This window comes from Pirellulales bacterium, assembly GCA_019636335.1.
Lineage (GTDB): Bacteria > Planctomycetota > Planctomycetia > Pirellulales > JAEUIK01 > JAHBXR01.
Genome location: JAHBXR010000002.1, coordinates 225,178 through 245,013 on the forward strand (window position 1 = coordinate 225,178; position 19,836 = coordinate 245,013).

Annotated in this window: 18 protein-coding genes; 4 read left to right on the forward strand and 14 right to left on the reverse strand. The window is 64.1% G+C overall.

Annotated elements, in window-relative coordinates:
- Positions 1–81 precede the first annotated feature (81 nt).
- Complete coding sequence (locus KF708_03090; protein MBX3411680.1) at positions 82–618, reverse strand: hypothetical protein; 537 nt, start codon at positions 616–618, stop codon at positions 82–84.
- Positions 619–973: 355 nt separating this feature from the next.
- Between KF708_03090 and KF708_03095 the strand changes: the two genes are divergently transcribed.
- The gene (locus KF708_03095) at positions 974–3,295 is read left to right on the forward strand and encodes a serine/threonine protein kinase (protein ID MBX3411681.1); all 2,322 of its coding nucleotides are present in this window, start codon (positions 974–976) and stop codon (positions 3,293–3,295) included.
- 20 nt (positions 3,296–3,315) lie between these two features.
- Here KF708_03095 and KF708_03100 read toward each other — a convergent pair whose 3' ends face one another.
- The 3 genes from KF708_03100 to KF708_03110 form a co-directional block, all read right to left on the reverse strand.
- Positions 3,316–4,350: a hypothetical protein gene (locus KF708_03100; GenBank protein ID MBX3411682.1), complete on the reverse strand. Its 1,035-nt coding sequence runs from the start codon at positions 4,348–4,350 to the stop codon at positions 3,316–3,318.
- 27 nt (positions 4,351–4,377) lie between these two features.
- Positions 4,378–5,955, reverse strand: a complete 1,578-nt coding sequence (locus tag KF708_03105; GenBank protein MBX3411683.1) for an Hsp70 family protein — start codon at positions 5,953–5,955, stop codon at positions 4,378–4,380.
- A gap of 293 nt (positions 5,956–6,248) precedes the next feature.
- Positions 6,249–6,563, reverse strand: coding sequence for a hypothetical protein (locus KF708_03110; GenBank protein ID MBX3411684.1), 315 nt, complete (start codon positions 6,561–6,563; stop codon positions 6,249–6,251).
- A 293-nt stretch (positions 6,564–6,856) separates the two neighbouring features.
- Here KF708_03110 and KF708_03115 point away from each other — a divergent pair, with 293 nt between their 5' ends.
- Together KF708_03115 and KF708_03120 are read left to right on the forward strand one after the other, a co-directional pair.
- Positions 6,857–7,510, forward strand: a complete 654-nt coding sequence (locus tag KF708_03115) for a peptidylprolyl isomerase (GenBank protein MBX3411685.1) — start codon at positions 6,857–6,859, stop codon at positions 7,508–7,510.
- Positions 7,511–7,770: 260 nt separating this feature from the next.
- Complete coding sequence (locus tag KF708_03120; GenBank protein ID MBX3411686.1) at positions 7,771–7,980, forward strand: carbon storage regulator; 210 nt, start codon at positions 7,771–7,773, stop codon at positions 7,978–7,980.
- Between the two features lie 41 nt (positions 7,981–8,021).
- On the opposite strand, the gene KF708_03125 is transcribed toward KF708_03120, so the two are convergent.
- The 7 genes from KF708_03125 to KF708_03155 all read right to left on the reverse strand — a co-directional run bounded on the left by KF708_03125 (position 8,022) and on the right by KF708_03155 (position 15,161).
- Positions 8,022–8,714, reverse strand: coding sequence for a response regulator transcription factor (locus tag KF708_03125; GenBank protein ID MBX3411687.1), 693 nt, complete (start codon positions 8,712–8,714; stop codon positions 8,022–8,024).
- A 31-nt stretch (positions 8,715–8,745) separates the two neighbouring features.
- Positions 8,746–9,429, reverse strand: coding sequence for a phosphate signaling complex protein PhoU (phoU, locus tag KF708_03130; GenBank protein ID MBX3411688.1), 684 nt, complete (start codon positions 9,427–9,429; stop codon positions 8,746–8,748).
- A gap of 6 nt (positions 9,430–9,435) precedes the next feature.
- Positions 9,436–10,284 (reverse strand): phosphate ABC transporter ATP-binding protein, encoded by an 849-nt coding sequence (locus tag KF708_03135; protein MBX3411689.1) that lies wholly within the window; start codon positions 10,282–10,284, stop codon positions 9,436–9,438.
- Between the two features lie 86 nt (positions 10,285–10,370).
- The gene (gene pstA / locus KF708_03140) at positions 10,371–11,246 is read right to left on the reverse strand and encodes a phosphate ABC transporter permease PstA (protein ID MBX3411690.1); all 876 of its coding nucleotides are present in this window, start codon (positions 11,244–11,246) and stop codon (positions 10,371–10,373) included.
- Positions 11,243–12,097: a phosphate ABC transporter permease subunit PstC gene (gene pstC, locus KF708_03145; GenBank protein ID MBX3411691.1), complete on the reverse strand. Its 855-nt coding sequence runs from the start codon at positions 12,095–12,097 to the stop codon at positions 11,243–11,245. The genes pstA and pstC overlap by 4 nt, the downstream gene beginning before the upstream one ends.
- Before the next feature lie 101 nt (positions 12,098–12,198).
- Positions 12,199–13,182, reverse strand: a complete 984-nt coding sequence (locus KF708_03150; GenBank protein MBX3411692.1) for a PstS family phosphate ABC transporter substrate-binding protein — start codon at positions 13,180–13,182, stop codon at positions 12,199–12,201.
- 215 nt (positions 13,183–13,397) lie between these two features.
- Positions 13,398–15,161: a HAMP domain-containing protein gene (locus KF708_03155; GenBank protein ID MBX3411693.1), complete on the reverse strand. Its 1,764-nt coding sequence runs from the start codon at positions 15,159–15,161 to the stop codon at positions 13,398–13,400.
- 315 nt (positions 15,162–15,476) lie between these two features.
- On the opposite strand from KF708_03155, the gene KF708_03160 reads away from it, so the two are divergent.
- Complete coding sequence (locus tag KF708_03160; protein MBX3411694.1) at positions 15,477–16,409, forward strand: hypothetical protein; 933 nt, start codon at positions 15,477–15,479, stop codon at positions 16,407–16,409.
- Between the two features lie 123 nt (positions 16,410–16,532).
- Here the strand turns inward: KF708_03160 and KF708_03165 are convergent, their stop codons facing one another.
- The 3 genes from KF708_03165 to KF708_03175 form a co-directional block, all read right to left on the reverse strand.
- Positions 16,533–17,363 carry a diguanylate cyclase gene (locus tag KF708_03165; protein MBX3411695.1) on the reverse strand — a complete coding sequence of 277 codons (831 nt, stop codon included), beginning with the start codon at positions 17,361–17,363 and terminating at the stop codon, positions 16,533–16,535.
- Positions 17,364–17,559: 196 nt separating this feature from the next.
- Positions 17,560–18,432, reverse strand: a complete 873-nt coding sequence (locus KF708_03170; GenBank protein ID MBX3411696.1) for a phytanoyl-CoA dioxygenase family protein — start codon at positions 18,430–18,432, stop codon at positions 17,560–17,562.
- 50 nt (positions 18,433–18,482) lie between these two features.
- Positions 18,483–19,790, reverse strand: coding sequence for a Gfo/Idh/MocA family oxidoreductase (locus tag KF708_03175; GenBank protein MBX3411697.1), 1,308 nt, complete (start codon positions 19,788–19,790; stop codon positions 18,483–18,485).
- Positions 19,791–19,836: the final 46 nt, after the last annotated feature.

Consider the following 19,836-nt stretch of genomic DNA (forward strand, 5'->3'; position numbering starts at 1 on the left):
AGGGTGTAGAGTGGTCAGTGGGGCAGGCGGGCTGACTCCCGTGTGGGAGAATCAGCCCGCCTCGTGTCACCGGCTGCCGTGCTACTTCTTGCGCACCAGTTTCATGCCACCGCACATTTCTTCGGTGGGCTTGCCATTCTGCCAGCCGATGCCTTCGACCTCGAAGTGATCGTTGTCGACGAACTTGAGCACCGCCGCATGCATGTGCATATCTTTCTGCGGATCGAGATTCGTGCCCCCCACGAACTCGAAATTGAGCGTGTCGCTCGGCGTCTTGGCGCGGGCTTTCATCTGCGGCTGATTTCCCAGCACGCAGTAGTGCGTCATGACAATGTCCGAGCCGTCGACCGTGTAGACCGAGATCATCTCCTGGTCCTGGCCCGGAAATAGCGTTTCGTGAAGGGCGCTGCCGCCGGCGGTGAGACGAATCACCGAAACGACCTGGTCGGTGGGGTGGCCCTCTTCATCGGCGACGACCCAGGTGCCGACCAACGTCTTCAGCTTCTCGAAGCCCGCGTTCGTGGCCGCGGCGGGGGCGGGATGCTGATGGTCGTCGGCAAGGGCAGGCAGAGCGAAGCTGGCTCCCAACAGACCCAAGAGCAATGTGGCGATCTTCATGGCGAGACTCCTTGCGAGAGATTCAGGACCTGTACCTCGGTGGGCATGAATTGGTCGAACGATCTCCCGCCCAATCGACAACCATTCGAGCAATTTCAGAAAAACAGACTCGGCCACGCTGGTCGTGAGCCAAAAGTCATTGTCCTGTATGGGGATGCGTTCTGCGGGCGGTCTCCTCGCCGTGTGTTTCTCGAAATAAATAGTAGGCTTGATGGATCTGCACTGGCCGGAGTGGCGCATGGTGATCGAGAACGCTCGTCGCTTGCGGACGCCATTTGGCGGTAACTAGCATCGAGCTTGCAAGACGCGGGCATCCCGGGCTCCCCCTCTCACCTAATCTCTCGACGACAAAGATATGCGGAACTGGCTGAATGCCTTGTGGCGGCGGTCGCGCGACCAGGAGGGGGTCCAGGCGCACATGACGTTTGGCCAGACCTCGCTGGGACGGACCATTTCGCGCACGCGCCTGCTGCTGAAAAAGCAACTCTGGGTCTGGCCCATCATCGCGGTCGTCGTGCTGGCGACGCTGGGTTATGCGATCAACCTCTCGATTCATGACACGATGGAGCAGACGCTCCGTTCGCAATTACAGACGTTGCTCACGGTCGAGCGCTCGATGCTCGAGAAGTGGTTGAAGGTCCAGGAATCGAGCGCGGTCTCGATGGCGAACAGCCCAGCCGTCCGGCAGACCATCGCACAGCTCCTGGCAGCGCAGCCCGATTCGCTCGCCGCCGCGGGGATCGATCCCGCGCAGCGTAGTGACGCCAGTCTGTCCGAGTTGTATGCCCGCTTGTCGAAAGAACTCGAAGCGGGCATGTCCTCGCACGACTTCACCGGTTTTGTGGTCGTCGACAAGCACCACCGCGTGATTGCCGCCACGGCGCGGGACTTGATCGGGCAGGTCGTACCGGAGTACGAGAGCTTTCTCGATCGAACGCTCGAGGGGACGCCCACCGTCTCCACTCCCTTCGCCAGCGTCAGCATGGTCAAGGATGCACGCGGTCGGCTGCGGAGCAGCGTGCCTACAATGTTCGTCTGTGCTCCGGTGCGCGACGAGAATCTACAAGTGGTCGCGGTACTTGCCCTGCGCATCCGACCGGAGGACGAATTCACCGATATTCTTCAACTCGGCCAGATCGGTGAGACGGGTGAGACCTACGCCATCAGCAAAGAGGGCTTGCTGGTCTCGAACAGCCGTTTCGATGATGCCTTGATCCTGCTGGGGATCCTGCCCGACCAGGAAGGCGCCGCGTCGATCCTGACCGTCCAAGTGCGCGATCCCGGCGGGAACATGGTCGAAGGGTTCCGCCCCCACGTGCGCCGCCACGAATTGCCGTTGACCGAGATCGCCGCGGCGGCCGTCAGCGGAACCACCGGCGTCAATATGGCGGGCTACCGCGATTATCGCGGGGCGCCCTCGGTCGGCGCCTGGACCTGGCTGCCCAAGTATCAGATGGGCATCATTACCGAAATCGATATCGGCGAGGCCTATCGCCCGTTGACGATTCTCAAGTGGAGCTTTTTCTCGATCTACGCGCTGCTGGGCATCAGCGCCGTGGCGATCTTCGTCTTTACGCTGGTGGTGGCGCGGCTGCAACGTCAGGCACAGAAGGCCACGATCGAAGCCAAGCAACTCGGCCAGTACCGGTTGCAGGACAAGATCGGCGCCGGCGCGATGGGCGTCGTCTACAAGGGGCAACACGCCATGCTACGACGCCCCACGGCGATCAAGATGCTCGACGTCGACCGTGTGAACGACGCGACGATCGCGCGCTTCGAGCGCGAGGTGCAGATCACCTGCAATCTGAACAACCCGCACACCGTGGCGATCTTCGATTACGGTCGCACGCCCGAGGGGGTGTTCTACTACGCGATGGAGTATCTCGACGGGATCGACCTGCAAACACTCGTCGATCGCGACGGCCCCCAGCCCGAGGGACGCGTCGTCAGTATCCTGCGGCAGATCTGTGCCTCGCTCTACGAGGCGCATTCGCAAGGCTTGGTGCATCGCGACATCAAGCCGGCGAATATCATGCTCAATCGCCGCGGCGGTGAGCCTGACGTCGTCAAGGTCCTCGACTTCGGGCTCGTCAAGGCGATCGACGACAAGAAGGAAGTGGGGAGCGACATGTCGGGCACCCCCCTCTACATGTCGCCCGAGGCGATTCAAACACCCGAGCTGGTCGATCCGCGCAGCGATCTCTACGCCGTCGGTGCGGTGGGGTACTTCCTGCTGACGGGCGAGACCGCCTTCCACGCACGCACGCTGGCCGAGCTGTGCCAGCAGCACATCACGGCGATTCCCGAGGCCCCCTCGCGACGTCTCGGCGCGGCCGTGTCCCCCGAGTTGGAGCACGCGCTGTTGGCCTGCCTCGAAAAGAATCGCGCCAAGCGCCCGCAGACGGCGCGGGACCTGGCGGCCATGCTCGATCGTGTGACGGCCAAATGGACGCTCGACGATGCCGAGGCGTGGTGGAGCCGCTACGAGCGAGGCCAGCTTGGCCAACAACGGCCGGCGACACGCACGGCGCCGAACGCCGCCACCGTGCGCAACAGCGCCTTCGAAGCGACCATGGATAGCTCCCCGGCCGCCAAGGAAACGAACGCCACGACGAGCGGTCTCGATCAGACGACGCTGTTCAACTCGCCGGAGAAAGGGCCGGACACCCCGTCGTAGTCGGCAACGAGATCAAGCTGTTAGCCCTTGACGGTCGCGTAGGCGAAGCCGGCGCCGGCGGCCACCAATCCTACGCCAATAGCCAGGGGCAACGTGACCGTCAGGAAGGGGGACGGCAACGGATTGAAGAACAATCCCTTCAGCAGTTGTTGCCAGAAGATCATGGCCATGAAGCCGAAGTTGAAGGCCATCAGCGTCGTCATCAGCCGCCGCTTCTTGAACTCTTTCTTCTGCTCGGCGGTCAGGGGACCGGCCGCGGCGGCGGTCACTGCCGACGTATTCGTGGCCTTGCGACCGGCAGCCGGCGCTCCGCCGGCGGCCATCTCGGCGGCCGCGGCCTCCTTCGTATAGTGTTGCGCGATGATGTTGTTGACCCCGGCGGGCGTGCAGAGCACGGAGCGGACCGGCATGCCGACGCGCAGACGCAACTCGTCTTCGACCTCGGGCTTGAGCGGGTGGGGCGAGGCCACCAGTAACTGGTCGTCGTCGATCATCACCGGCACGCACGAGTGTTGCCGCGCCAGCACGGCGGGCACCTTGGGTAGCAGGAAGGTGTCGCACTCGATGTCCGACAGGTCGAGGTAGGGCAACCCCTGCGACTCGGCGAAGATCTGCATGGCGACGTCGGCCGTGGCCAGCTTTTGCTGCACGAGCGCGTCGTGCATGTCGACACCGACGGCCTGCGCATAACGGCGGGCCTTGGCAAGCTGTTCCTGATCGACCACCTTGCGTAACAGCAGCAGCTCTTCCATCGAGCGGCGCTTGCCGGGCGTGGCATCCTTACGGCCGAGCGAGGCATCGTACTCCGCCTTGCGATGGGCATCCGTCAGGCAGAGCATGGCCTTGGCCAGCTCGTTGAGCAGATCCTGCGATTGCTTGGCAAAATCGCCCGCCGCGAACTTGCGCACGTGCGCGTTCATCTTGCGATAGTGCGTGCCGATCTTGGCGGGATCGTCCTCGAACTGCCTCAACCGCAGAATCTGATAGTAGCTCAGCGGGCGCGCGGTCTCGGTGATGCCCAGCCAATCGCGATAGACGTCCAGCGGCTTGTTCATGGGGAGTGACTATCGACCTCGAGTTCCCTATTCGACTTTGTATTCACTGGCCAGCTTGGTGAAGCCATCGATCTGTTGATCGTCGAGCCCGCCGCGGCGTTCGATATCGATAGCGGCCTCGCGCCCCCCGGTCTTGTCGCGGGCCCGCACGCGAATGCGTCCGGCCTGATCGAAGGAGTAGGTCACTTCGATGGGCGAACCCTTCGGCAGGTTGGCCGGCAGGTCGGTGATGCGGCAATTGCCGATCAACGAGCAGGCAGCCGGGTCGGGGGCATCCCCTTCCATCACCTTGACGCTCACGCGCTGCTGGTGGTCCTGGTTCGTGAGAAACGTCTGGCTGACCTCGACCGGCAGCTTGGTATTGCGGGGGATCATCACATGGTTGACGAGCTGGCCCGTCCGCGGATGTCGGGCCGCCACCCCCAGCCCGTGCGAATTCACCTCGTCCTGCTTGATGGCGGCTAGGTGCTTGCGCACTTTTTCGGCAATATCGCTCTGGCCGCCGCGAAACTTGGCTTCGAGGATCGCGGCATGAATCGCCGCGCCCTGGGCCACGGCGGTAAAGGGGGACAGATCGCGGTAGGGTTTGACGCCCGTGACTGCTTCGATCCGTTCGGACACCAGCGGCATGAGCGTCGAGCCCCCCACGAGCACGATCGCGTCGAGATCGGCCGGCGTGGCCTGGCCCTGCTCGAGCACGAGCATCAGCGTGTCGATGGTGCGCTGCAGCAGATCGGCCGTCATGTCTTCGAACTGGCGGCGAGAGATCCGGACCGTGATGGTCTTGCCTTCGTGCCGGCAATTGATCGTGGTCTCGGCATGGGCTGACAGGGCGATCTTGGCGAGATCGCAGTCGTTGCGCAACACCTGCACGGTGCGCTTCGACTCGCGCGGATCCGAACCGTAGCGGGTCTTGAACTCCTCGGCCACGAAGTCGAGCAGGCGGTCGTTCCAGTCGATGCCGCCGAGGTGGACGTCGCCGTCGGTCGCCAGCACCTGGAAATGCGTGGGCGTGTAACGCACGAGCGTGACGTCGAACGTGCCCCCGCCGAGATCGTAGACCAAAGCCATCCGCGGCTTGTCGAACTTGACACTCGAGGCGCCGAGCTCTCCGCGATGCCAGGCATAGGCCAGCGTGGCCGCGGTGGGCTCGTTGATGATGTCGATCACGTTCATGCCCGCGATGCGACCCGCGTCTTGCGTCGCCTTGCGCCGCGAGTCGTTGAAGTAGTAGGGCACCGTGATGACGGCGTTCGAGACTTCGCCGATCTTGGCGCTGGCGTCCTGCTTGAGCTTCTTGAGAATCAGCGCCGAGAGGAACTCGGGCGTGATCTCGCGGCCGTCGAAGGTGCGCTTGTACTCGACATTGCCCATCTCGCGCTTGACGCGTTCGACGACATGGTCGGGGTCTTCCATCGCGGCCCGCATGCGACTGGGGCCTACGATGACGTGCCCCGTCTCGGCCAGCAGGACGAGACTGGGGGTTTCCACGTCGCCATCGTCGTTGGCCAGCGGGACGGGTACCCCCTCGGGGTTCAAATGCGCGATGGTCGAGAAGGTGGTGCCGAGATCGATACCCACCGTGTGGCCGGGAAGAAATTCCATGGAACTCTACTATGCGCCGTCGAGGCGGGAATCAAAGGTGCGGGGCCGAAAGGTGCGCCGTGTCGTTCGCCACGACGACGGCCTCGCCCTGCACAGGGGCCGTCGGCGACCTAGAAGCCGGCGCGAAATCGCCCCGCGCACGCCGGTGTAGCGATTGTCGGCACGCTGAAAGCGCGCGTCAAGCTAAGAGGCAACTCGACTCGGTCACGCGCCCGAGCGACGGTACTCTTCATGTCTGCGGCGCAGCAGCGCGCGATCTCCGCCAGTCATGCCCCGCCCGATGGCGGCCGTGACTATTCCTGGATTACTTCTTTGACCACCTGCACGAAGTGCGGGGTCTTCGACGAGACCGACAACTCGCCGGCCTTCTTGTCGGCCTGTTTCCGCTCGTTGTACTCGAACAGGGCGACACGCTTCATCGACTGGCTAAAGACGCCCCAGAAGGCCTTCAGACGGACGTCCTTGGTGCTCTTGGCACGGCTCTTCCGCTTGACAGGCGCCTTGGTCGGGTCTTTCTTCGCCTTGACAGGCTTTTTGCCTTCACCCTTGCGTTCGGCAGCCTCTGCCTCGATTCGCAATTCCTTACGGCTGACGACTTTGCGGGCCATGTTCTCTTCTTCTCTCCAGGCTTGGAACCCCCAGCGGGGCCGGGCGAGCCGCTCACAGCTCCGTCGCGTGAGGCTCGGGACCCCGGCTGCTTCGTCAAAATCATACCGAATTTCGCCCTTCTCGCCTAGTTGCCCTCGGTCGCGGTGGTCGCCTGGCCCGGGAGTCCGTCACCCTGGCGCAGATCGAGCTTGCGTCGTTTTCGCGATCCGCCCATGATACGCCCCCTGCGAGCGGCCCAAGCGATGGGCCGGCAGTTTTCTTCGAGCAGGGCAAACCAGGGAGGGCCCTCGTCATGCGGATGGCATTGCGATGTCTGGCGTTGAGCGGCTGCTTGTTGATGGTGACAGGCTGTTCATCGGAAAAGATCGAACCGGCCGCCGCGCCCGAGGGCACCACCAGTCCGGCGAAGGAGGCGAAGCGTCCCGAATCGCGCCGCCTGTCGCGCGAGGAGCAGAAGCATCCCAAGGTGGTCGTCGCCACGAACCAGGGGAAGTTCACCCTGCAGCTCGACGCCGAGAAAGCGCCGATCACCGTGGCGAACTTTCTCGAGTACGTCGATCGGGGCTTCTACGACGGCACGGTCTTCCACCAGGTTTCGGCCGGCTATGTCGTGCAAGGCGGAGGGTACGATGAGAAGTTCGCGGAGAAGTCCGCGGGTCCGGCCATTCGCAACGAAGCGCACAACGGTCTGTCGAATCGTCGCGGCACGATCTCCATGGCCCGCGCCGCCGACCTGATCGACAGCTCGACTTCGCAATTCTTCATCAACCTGGGAGACAATAATGCGCTCGATCACCAGAGCGCCGAGGCCGATGGCTATGGCTATTGCGTCTTCGGTCAGGTGATCGAAGGGCTCGAGACGGTCGATCAGATCGGCAACTCGCCGGCCGATGCGGGACGACCGAACACTGCCGTGCGCATCGAATCGATGCGCCGCTTACGCTAGGCGAGCGTCGCGTCGGGCAGCATCGTCCGTCGGGATCGACTGCCTATGCTCACCAGCCGACATCGACGGCGGGTGACCGCACGCAATTCGTGCATGATCTCCACGAATTCTTCATGGCCACTTGCTAGGCTACCTTCCGCTCGCCGGGTGACAGCGGATGGAGCGTCGTGGCGGAGCGAGCTTCCGTCCGCCACGTGGCCGGCGACGTGCCCTACGTCGGGCCTCGATCTTCAGCTCCTTTATCGTGGGGAGGTATCGTCATGCTGGTCTTGAGTCGCAAGCCCAACGAAACGATTCATATCGGTAACGACATCACGCTGGTCGTGCTCGACGTGCGCGGCAACCGCGTTTGTCTGGGCATCGAGGCGCCGTCGCAGGTGGTGATTCGCCGCGGCGAGTTGGAACCGCACAGCGAGTTGGCCGTTGGGCGGACGACGAACGAGCGGTCCGCGCTCTTGCCCGTCGGTTAACTGGCGCATGAGTGGGACCGACGAGCAAAGGTGCCCGAACATTAGGGCGCTTCGTCGCGGAAGCGGTAGCCCACGCCCCGGACCGTTTCGATCAGCTCGGCATAGTCGCCGAGCTTCTGCCGCAGCGCGCGAATGTGGACGTCGATCGTGCGCTCCATCACCAGGCTGTCCTCGCCGACGGCGGCATTGATCAATTCCGAGCGGTTGAAGGCTCGGCCCGGCTGCCGCACGAGACAATCGAGCAGGCGGAACTCGCTGCGCGTCAGGTCGACCGGCAGATTTTCGGCCGTCACGCGGTGCCGGCGGCGATCGATCACGATGCCGTGACTCGAGGCGACGTCGTGATGATCAGGCGTGGTGTGTCGTCGGCGGAGCAGGGCGTGGACGCGCTCGACGAGCACGCGCACGCTGAAGGGTTTCGTCATGTAATCGTCAGCCCCGAGCGACAGGCCCACGACTTCGTCCGCCTCTTCGGCCTTGGCGGTGAGCATCAGGATGAGCATGTTCTGCGTGGCGGGCTGATAGCGCAGCCGGCGGCACACCTCCAGCCCATCGATCAGCGGGAGCATGAGATCGAGGACGACCAGGTCGGGCACCATGACCTCGGCCTGGCGCAGGCCATCGCGGCCGTCGCTGGCGACGGCGATCTCATAACCGGCCTGGCGCAGGTTGTAGGCCAGCACCTCCGACAGGGGGCGATCGTCTTCGACGATGAGCAAGCGAGCTTTCGACATCATGCGACCTTGCGAGTAGCGCGCCACGCGTCTAGCGGGCGGACGGGGTGGGGGCGGGCGCATCGTGCCGGTGCCGGGCGATTTCCCCCTCGACCAGGTAGATGACGTCTTCCGCGATGTTCGTGGCGTGATCGGCAATGCGCTCGATGTGCCGCGCGGCCGAGAAGAGGTGCAGCGCGGCTTCGATCGTTTCCGGACGCGTGTGCATTTCGGCGCGCAGATCGTCGATCACCTCGCGATTGAAGGCGTCGACGCGCTCGTCGCGCGAGCAGACCTGCCGGGCGAGCTGCACGTCGAGCCGCACCAGCGAGTCGAGCGCATCGCGCACCATGGCGGTAGACAACTCGGCCATCTGGTGCAGCGTGGCCGGAATGTCCAGCTCCGGATGCACGGCCAGGCAGAGCGCGCGCTCGGCGATGTTGACCGCCAGGTCGGCGATGCGCTCGAGGTCGTTGTTCACCTTCATGGCGGTGGCCGTGCGGCGCAGATCGATGGCCACCGGCTGGTGCAGGGCGAGGATCTTGAGGCACTCCTCCTCGATCGCGACCTCCTGCTGATCGATCGTGTTGTCTGAGTGGACGACCTGCTCGGCCAGGTTCGACTGCTTGTGCAGCAGCGCGCGGCAGGCCTTGTTGATCATTTCTTCGACCGACGAGGAGAGCGCCAGCAGTTGGCGCTGCAGCTTCTCCAGGTCGCGTTGCAAGTGCTTGCTCATGGCGGTCTACCCGAAGCGGCCGGTGATGTAGTCTTCGGTCCGTTGTTGGCTGGGACGCGTAAAGAGGTCGTTTGTACGCCCCGTCTCGACCAGTTCGCCGTGGTAGAAGAACGCGGTCTGGTCGGCGACGCGGGCGGCCTGCTGCATGTTATGCGTCACGATGACGATCGTGTAGCCGGCCTTGAGTTCGAAAATCAGATCCTCGATTCTCGCCGTCGAGGAGGGGTCGAGCGCCGAGGCCGGCTCGTCCATCAGCAGCACCTCGGGATCGGTGGCCAGCGAGCGCGCGATGCACAAGCGTTGCTGCTGGCCTCCCGACAGACGCATCGCCGATTCGTGCAGGCGATGCTTCACCTCGTCCCACAGGGCGGCCCGGATCAGCGAGCGTTCGACGATCTCGTGCAGTACCCCCTTCTGGCGGATACCGGTCAGGCGCGGGCCGTAGGCGATGTTCTCGAAGATCGACTTGGGAAAGGGATTCGACTTCTGAAACACCATGCCGACCCGCTTGCGCAGCTCGACCACGTCGGTGCGGCGGTCGTAGATGTTCTGGCCGTCGAGCTCGGCAAGGCCGGTCACGCGGCACCCCTCGACCATGTCGTTCATGCGGTTGAGCGAACGTAGAAAGGTCGACTTGCCGCAACCCGAGGGACCGATCAACGCGGTGACCGATTTTTCGAGAATGTCGAGCGAGACATTCGTCAGCGCCTGATGGGCGCCGTAGAAGACGCACAGATCGCGGGCGCGAATTTTGACGGGACCATCCACCGGCGGGCCCGCATCGCGCGCGGTCGCTGGCCGGGGCGTGGGGACCGCGGGACCGTCGTGGCGCGCTGGATCGTTCGGGGGATTCATCCGCGGCAGGGGTTGTACGTTGGAATCGGGCATCGGATTAGACCTAGGCACGCGCCTCGGGCGTGCCGCTTGCGCTCTCCCTGCAATTACCAGCGGACGCGTTTACCATAGCGTTGACGAAGATAGACCGCGATTCCATTCAAACACAATAACACGGCCAGCAACACGATGATCGCCGCCGCCGCCAGATCGTGGAACTCGCGCTGCGGTCGCTGGCTCCAGTCGAAGATCTGGATGGGCAGCGCCGTGTAGGCATCGCGCAGTCCGCTCGGGACGAACGAGACGTAGGCCACGGCCCCCACGGCCACCAGTGGGGCCGCCTCGCCCAGCGCCCGCGAGACCGCCAGGATCACCCCCGTGAGGATACCCGGGATCGAAACAGGCAGCACCTGGTGCCAGATCGTCTGCCAGCGCGTGGCGCCCAAGGCGTACGACGCGTGACGAATCGAGACCGGCACCGAACGCAGCGCCTCTTGCGCGGTCAGGATCACCACCGGCAAGATGACGAGCGAGAGCGTGAGCGCTCCCGAGATCACGCTGCGGTCGAGCGCCAGGGCCCGCACGAACAATCCCAGGCCGAGAATACCGTACACGATCGACGGGACACCGGCGAGATTGGCGATGTTCAATTGAATCAAACGGCGCAGGCGGCCGTCGCGCGCGTACTCCTCGAGGTAGATCGCGGCGCCGACGCCCACCGGCACGGAGATCAACGTCGTCAGCCCGATCAACCAGAGGCTGCCCAAGGCCGCCGCCTTGATGCCGGCTCGCTCGGGCAACCTCGACGGCAGGCGAGTCAGGAGATCCCACGTCAGCGAGCCGAGTCCCTGGTACAGCACCGTGCCCAACAGCACGAAGAGCAGCACCACCGACAGCAGCGTCGCGCCGAGACAGGCCAGCTCGAAGGCCCGCGCCATCAAGCGCCGGCGACGCGCGAGAGGTTCCGGGGTTTGAGGCGTCATTCGTACACCTCGCGAAAACGCGACAGGATGTACTGGGCCAGTACGTTCATGCCGAGCGTCAGCACGAAGAGCGCGAGGCCGACGACGAAGATCGTGCGGTACTCGATGGTGCCGGCGGGCGTATCCCCCTGGCTGATCTGCACGATGTACGCGGTCATCGTCTGGACGCTGTCGAGCGGGTTCAGCGTGAGCTGCGGCGTGGCCCCGGCGGCCAGCGTGACGGCCATCGTCTCGCCGATGGCGCGCGACAGGGCCAGCAGAAACGAAGCCATGATGCCCGACGCCGCCGAGGGAACGACGACGCGGACCGTTACGTCGAGCTTGGTGGAGCCGAGGGCGTAGGCCCCCTCGCGCAAGGCTCGCGGGACGGCGCGGAGCACGTCTTCACTGAGCGAGACGATCATCGGCAATATCATGATGCCCACCACGACGCTCGCGCTGACGACATTGAAGACGTCGGCCTGTGGAAAGATCCAGCGAATGAGGGGCGAGACGGCGACCACGGCAAAGTAGCCGTACACGACCGAGGGAATGCCGGCGAGAATCTCGAGCGCGGGCTTCACCAGGTCGCGGATGCCCGGCCGCGCGTACTCGCTCAGATACACGGCCGTGGCCAGTCCCAACGGCAAGGCGAACAAGCCGGACCCGACGGCGATCCACATCGTGCCGCACAGCAAGGGCAGGATGCCGAAATGCTGCGGCTTCAACAGCGGCGTCCACTTCGTGCCGATGAGAAACTCGACGATCGAGACGTCGCGGAAGAAGGGGATCGACTCGACGAGCAAGACGACCACCACACCGACGGTCGTCAGCACCGAGATGCCGGCGCAGGCGCCGAGCGTGAGGGCGATCGCGCGCTCGAACCACTGCCGGGGCGTGGCGGCCTCGCCAGGGGTGCGCCAGATCGATTTGGTGACTTCCGAGGACAAAGGGAACCTGCGAGGGACGAATGTTAGGGGCTCTTCGCCGCGCCGACCGCCTTGATCGCGGCATCGAGAACTTGTTGATTCTCCTGGGCCACGTCGTCGGGGGCCGACACGTAGCCAACCTCGGTAGCAAGTTCGGCGGCATGCGCCAGGTAGAACTGCAGGAATTCGACCACCTCGGGACGCTGGAGCGCGCTCTTGCGGATATACAAGTAAAGTGGTCGAGACAAAGGCGCATACGCGCCATTGAGCACCGTCTCGGTGGATGGTTTCATGCAACCCTTGCCACCATCGATGCCCAGAAGCTTCAGCTTCTCGCGGTTTTCCTCGTAGTAGGCCATGCCGAAGTAGCCCAACGCGTGCTTGTCCGCCTCGATGCCACTGACGAGCATGTTGTCGTTTTCGCTGGGGGTGTAATCGGCACGCGAGGAACCTGCTTCGCCGACGATCACTTCGGTGAAGTAGGTGAATGTGCCGCTATCGGTGCCGGGGCCGTAGAGCTTGATCTCTTCCTTGGGCCAGGTGGGATTGAGATCGCTCCAGAGCTTCACGCCACTCTCCGGGCGCCATAGCTCGCGCAGCAGTTCGACACTCAGGCACTCGACCCAATCGTTCCCAGGATTCACGACGACGGCCAGGCCATCGAAGGCAACCCGCAGGTCGAAAAGCTCGATGCCATGTTCCTTGCAGGCGTCGACTTCCTTCTGATTGATGGGACGCGAGGCGTTACAGATGTCGATCTCGCTGGCGATCAGCTTCTTGAAGCCCCCCCCCGTGCCCGAGAATCCCACGGTGACGCGAGTATGGGGTTGTTCGCCACGAAACTCCTCGGCCACGGCCTCGGTGATCGGGAAGACCGTGCTCGACCCGTCAATGCGAATCGTGGTGGCGTTGCCACTTCCTCCGCATCCTGTCAGCAAGAGCGCGACGACGAGCAGACAGGCTGCTGCGCCCAGCCCGGCGAACCAGTGTCGTTGGCGATCGAGACGCGATTCCGGCGAAGCGGACATAGAGTGCCATTCCCTCTGGTGCGGCCTTGGCGAATCGCCTCGACGGGCTCCTGCCCTGACGGAGATCGCTTGGCGACCCATCAGACGCCCGACAGCATAGGGAGACGTTGTAAAGAAACAATGAAGAAACCATGAAATGGCCCGTACGTCGCGGGGCAGTGATCGTCGGGCCGACTGCAACTTTCGGCCTGGAAAGAACTTTTGCCGTTGGCAAGCTAGGCAAGTCGCAGTCGGACGAAGAACGTGCTCCCTTGGCCGAGCGTACTGCGCAGGCCCACGCCGCCGCCGAAGGCCTGGGCCAGATGCTTCACGATCGAAAGTCCCAGCCCCGTGCCCCCCAGTTCGCGCGACCGCGCGCGGTCGACCCGATAGAACCGCTCGAAGACGCGGTCTTGATGTTCGGCGGCGATGCCGATGCCGGAGTCTGACACCTCGAGCAGCGCGAACTCCCCCTCGGTGTAGGTCGTAATCGCGACGCCTCCCCCTTCGGGCGTGTACTTCAGGGCGTTGTCGACCAGGTTTCCCAAGATCTGTCGCAAGCCCTCCTCATCGGCCAGGACGCGCAGGTCGCCATGCTGGTCTCGCCGCTCGAGCACAATCTTTTTGTCGTCGGCGGCCAGGGCATAGTCGTTGATGCAAGCCGCGATGACCGGAGACAGCGCGACGGTGGTGACTTCGAACGTCTGCTGACGGGCCTCGAGACGAGCCAGGCTGAGCAGGTCGAGGATCAACTGATGCAGACGTTCGGTCTGTTCTTCGATGCGTTTGAGGAACGCCACGTTGTGCTGCGGATCGGCCAGCGCGCCGCCGAGCAAGGTCTCGGTGTAGGCCTTGATCGAGCTGAGCGGCGTCTTCAACTCGTGCGAGACGTTGGCCACGAACTCTTGCCGCAGCTTCTCGAGGCGTCGCAGTTCGGAGACGTCGCGCAGCACCAGCACAACGCCGGGGGTGGGTTCGCCCGGCAGCCGTGAGGCGCGGACCGCCAACGAACGCTGAGCAGGGGTGGCGGTTTCGAATTCGGCTTCGACGGCATGCCCCCGAGCGAGCGCACTTTGGACGACCTCGTGCAGGGTGTGTTGCCGCACGGCCGCCAGGAGGGGGGAGCCGACGGGATCCTGACGCGCCAGCCCCAGCAGGTCGCGCGCGGCCGGGTTGATGAACAAGATCCGCTGGCGGTCGTCGACGGCGATCACCCCTTCGGCCATGCTGCCCAACAGCGTCCCCAGGCGGTCGCTCCCCTCGCGCAATTGATTCATTTGCCGCGCGAGTTCGGCGCTCATCTGGTTGAAGCCGTCGGCCAGCTTGCCCAGCTCGTCGTGACTGGTGACGTAGGCGCGATGTTGATAGTCGCCGGCGGCGATCGCTTCGGCCGCCGCGCGTAGCGCCGCGATGGGTTGCAGAATGCGCCCCACGATCCAATAGGTGAGCAGCAAGCCGACCACGCTGACTCCGGCGGCCACCGACCAGATCAGACGCTTCGTGTCGGCCAGTTGCGCATCGAGCACCGCCAAGGGGACCGCCACACGCACGAAGCCGCGCGGCTGCGCCACATCACCGATCCGCAGCGCATGATAGAACATCGACGTGCCGAGCGTGGCGCTCTCGCGACGCGAATGGCCGATCCCCGTGGCCCGGGCCTCGACGATCTCGGGCCGCGAGTTGTGGTTTTCCATCTGGTCGACCGCGCCGTCTGAGTCGGCCAGCACGGAGCCGTTCTCGTCAATGACGGTCAATCGCAACTGCGCTTCCTGCCCCAGTTGCCGCACGAGCTCTTGCAACGAGGCGGCGTCGGAAGGAGCGAGCAGCTCGGCGACGCGGCTTCGCAGCACCAGCGCCGTGTCGTGCAGATCGTGTTGCACCTGGGTAGTGACTTGATCGTTTTGAGCATCGCTCAGGACCACGACGAAGGCGACCGCCGACAAGACGTTCAGCCCCGCAAAGGCGAGAAAGAGCTTCCAGAACAGGGCGGACGAACGCATCAGGCATCTCCCATGCCAGTAGCGTGCCGAGACCGAAGACACGCCGCGCGGCGGTACTCATGGTACGGCGGCGCTTGCAGTTGGGACAATTGGCCACCTCGCGCAGGAGGGTTGGTTGCCGATCGATCATCCACCTGTGCGCGCGAAAAATAGCCTAAAATAGTGGCGACTGGCGGGTGGCAGCCTGCCAGGCAATCTGCGAAAAAAGGGCAATAAACTCCGCCGCGGACGAATTACCCAGGCGTATCGTTTGTCTTGCGATCGGACCTTGGAATCCCGGAGATTTGGCTCATGCGCACCGGCCCACGAATCTTGTTGTCGACGCTTCTTTTCGGCGCAGCTTTATCCGCCACGGCGCACGCGCAGGTGGTGTTGCGGACCGATTTCAGCAAGCCGGCAGAGTACCGCACGAGCGAAACGGTGGGGATCGATCAGAAGCTCAACATCGCCGAGCAACTGCTCGAAACCTCGTCGGAGCAAACGTTCGAGGTGCTCTACTCGGTCGGCGAGAAAGATGCGACAGGTTTGATTCCGGTACACTTCAAATTCGAGACGGTGAAGGCGAGCATCGGGCTGCCCGGGGGAATCAGCATCGACTTCGATTCGAAGACCGATGATGGACAAGATGGCGACCCACCGGCCGGGCTGCTGAAAGGGGCCCTGCGCGCGATCGTTGGCGCCGAGTTGACCGCCATGATCAACGAACAACTGCGGGTGCAATCCTTCACGGGCTATTCGGAGCTGCTCGAGAAGCTGTCCCCCGAGATCAAGCCGTTGCTCGCTTCGCAATTCGATGAGGCGATCTTGAAGTCGAATCTGCAGATGGCCATCGATCGTTTTCCGGCGGAACCGGTCAAGCCGGGCGATGCGTGGACCCACACGCAGGTCATGAATCTGGGGCAGGGTCAACAAATGACGTTCGACGAAAAGCTGGAATACGTCGGTCCCGTCGAAAAGGATGGTCGCCAACTCGAGCACGTGAAGATGCAGGCCAACGCCGTCCGCTATTCGATCGCCGACAATGCGACGCTGCCGTTCAAGCTGAAAGAAAGCGATCTGAAGGTCGTGAGTTCGACGGGCGATTTGTACGTCGATGCGACGACGCGTCGCGTGGTGCTGCGTGAGGAGAAGGTGGCGATCAAGGGGAAGATTGTCTACCTGGCGAACAACGCGGAACTGCCTGCCCTGCTCGACCTGACCATCTCGACCCGGCATAGCGAGCCGGTGGAGCCGGCGGCGACGCCCTAGCAGGCTGCGGAAAAACTCCGCTTGTCCGGTGTTTTAATGGCGCTAAACTCTTGGGATCGCCACCCGGCTGGGGAACCCGAATTACTAGGCTTGGACAGAGCCCTGGACCGGTGAGGAAACGCTTTACGGGTTCAAGAGCACGGTGCGCTCGGGCACGTCGATGGCGATCGGGTCGATCGGCACGGGGCCGTGTCCCGCATCGAGGCACGTGCGATTCCCCCCCAGAATCGACGCCTGCCGCGCGGCGAACTCCAGCCGCGCGAGCAACAGTTCGTCTGCTTCGCCGCGTAGCATGCCGACGGCACTGCAACTGGCGGTGAGCGTGATCGTCTCGCGTCCCAGCACGTAACGGCCCTGCGCGATCGAGAGGCGAAGACGCTCCATGGCGTGGGTCGCCTCTTGTGGTGTCGTGTCGCCGAAGAAGAAGCCGAAGCGATCGCGGTCGTAATAGGTGGCGGCGTCGGTGCCGCGCGGCTTGCGAATCGTGTCGTCGATCACGTCGGCGAGGGCCTTCATGAGGCGATCGCCCACGTCGTCCCCCTGCGTCTTGCGCACCTCGGCGATCTGGTCGACCGCGATGAGCCCCAGCGTGGCCGAACGCTCTTGCAGCGGATCGTCGGCGCGCCAGCCGGCGATCATCTCCTCGAAGACCGAACGCTGGATGAGGCTGCTGCAGACCGTCTCGCCCGTGGCGTTTGGTGTCTCGCCCAAGAGCGCCGATCGAGACTTGCTCGAGGCCGCCTCGATCGTCTCGGCAGACTCGAAAGCGGATAGTTTCTGGGGGGTGGCCGCCGGTGCCGCCGCGGCGGTTATCGGCGACGGGGATCTCGTGGCGTCCTCGCTAGCGAGTGCATCGAGCGTGCCCGCCGTCGCGCCGCGACGCAGGTAGACCGCTGTCCCATAGCCCAGGGCCAGGTTGGCGAACGCGATGGTCAGGACGTAGAAGACGTACACGCGCGGCGTCCTGGGGTTTCGCCAAGAGGTGAGTGCGTCAGCATCGTCGGGCATGACAGACCGGCCACGCGCGCCGAGTTGGCCGCATCTTCACTCTAGCTCGAAACGTCTGGGGAGAGCCGGCATCCCGCGGCGTGTTGCCAAACCGCCTCATCGCCGCCGGACGAGTTCGCGCGGATCGATACGATTGCGCCGATCAGGGCTGGTAGAGCAACGGAAAGAACTGGCCCCCCATGGGTTGCCCGGCGGGGATCGGTGGCACCCCCGCCAGCAGCGCTTCCCCCGAATCGCTCGCCACGCCGTCGCGAAACATGTTCACCACCACGGCACGTCGGGGGCGCGGCGTGCTGTTGGCTTGCGAGCCGTGGATCATGAGCGGGTGGTGAAACGAAGCCTCGCCGCGGCGCATCTCGATGGCCACGGGGCGCTGCATGGCGGACATCTGCTCGTCGTTGAGCACCTCGCGAATAGCGTCCATGTCGCCGGCCAGGCCCGTGATGGGGAGCAGGTCCCAACGGTGGCTGCCCGGTATGTACTGCAGGCAGCCGTTGTCGCGGCGCGCTTCGTCGAGTCCGATCCAGCAGGTGAGATGCGCCATGGGTCTGGTCCGCGTCCAGTACGAGTAGTCCTGGTGCCAGGCGACGACGCCCCCATGCTCGGCCGGCTTGCAAAAAAGTTGATCGTGCCAGAATCGCACGGCCCCGCGCAGCAACTGCGCCGCTGCCACGGTGATCGCCGGATGCCACAGCAGGTCGTGAAACCCTGGTGCGATGCGCCACGCGCCCAGGGCGTGAAACAACACGCGGCTGGGATCGACGGACTCGTTCGTATGGAACTCGTAGAAGTATTCGTGACCGGGCGAGGCCGGATCGACCAGCCGGGCCAGTTCCGCGCAAAGTCGATCGCACTGCTGGTCGTCGAGCACACGAATGCCGCTGACGTAGCCATGCTCGTCAAAGAAGGCGACCTGCTCGTCGGTCAGTCGATAGCGATCCCATTCCGCCGCGCTCGTCGGCAGGCGAAACAGATCGGAGACGAGATCGTGACGTCGCGACAGATCGTCGGCCATCGGCGGATTGATTCCTCTTGTTGGATTGTTGCGACGCGCCGCCGGCTGGTTCAGGTGGGAATCTCGAAGCCGGCCCGCTGGGGTCGTTGGAGCAGGCCGTTCGCCTCGTCATCGCCGACGAACTGCTCTTGCGCCGGATCCCATTTCAACGGTCGCCCGAGGCGCATCGAGATATTCGCCAGGTGGCAGGTCGAGACCGAACGATGCTGCGACACGACGTCCGAGAGGGGCGTCTCGCGCGAATGGACGCAATCGACGAAGTTGCCCATGTGGTTCTTGATCGACTCGATCTTGCCCATGCGTGGCGGGCGATCGAGGTTGTCGTGCGCGTAAAGCTTGAACTCTTCGCGCGGCAGCGGCTGCTCGGCTAGATCCTCGACCGGTTTGCCTTCGAGCGTGCCACGGTTGACGAAGATGCGCCCCAGCTCTCCTTCGAAGAGAATGCCGTTGCGGCCGTGGTCGAGGATCTCCATTTCGACGCCGTTGGAGTAGCGCAGTCGAGCGGAGAAGTTCGTGGCGACGTTGTAGCCGTTTTCGACCTGGGGATAATCGGCTCGGCCATCGATCTCGAGGGGTCCGCTGAGCTGCTGTCCGAGGCCCCATTGGGCGATGTCGATGTGATGGGCGCCCCAATCGGTCATCTGTCCGCCGGAATACTCCTGCCACCAGCGGAAGGTGTAATGGCTGCGCTCGGCGATATAGGGGACATCGGGTGTCTGCCCCTGCCACAGGTTCCAGTTCAGGTGGGCCGGCACTTCGGCGGTGGCGAAGGGCCCCCCTTGCACGTTCTTGCCCAGGACGACGGAGACCTTCTTGATCGCACCGAGGCGGCCCGCGTGGATCATCTCGACCGCGGTGCGATAGTTGTGATCGCTGCGTTGCCAGGTCCCCACCTGCACGACGGCGCCACGGTCGCGAACGGCGCGCAGCAGGTGATGGCCTTCGTCGATCGTGAGCGTGAGCGGCTTTTCGCAGTAGATGTCTTTGCCGGCGCGGCAGGCGTCGATCACCATCCTCGTGTGCCAGTGGTCGGGCGTGCCGATCATCACGACATCCACGTCCTGGCGATCGAGCAACGCGCGATAGTCTTCGTAGAGCTCGGCCTTGCCGCCGAACTGCTCGCGCGCCTTCTCGGCAATCTGGCGGTCGACATCGGCGATGGCCACCACGTCGCCGTAGGGGAGGGCCTCGTTCGTGATGACCGACCCCTGATAGCGCATGCCAATCGCGCCGATGCGCAGGCGGTCGCTGGGCGAACGGGGGCGGGTGCGCGCCTCGGCCTGCGACGTGAAGATATAAGGCGTCAACGTTGCGGCGGCACAGGTCGCCAGAAACGTGCGGCGCGAGGGGGGCTTCAAGGTTGCTAGCACGGGGCGTCGTTTCATGCGGCGCTCTCTCTATCTC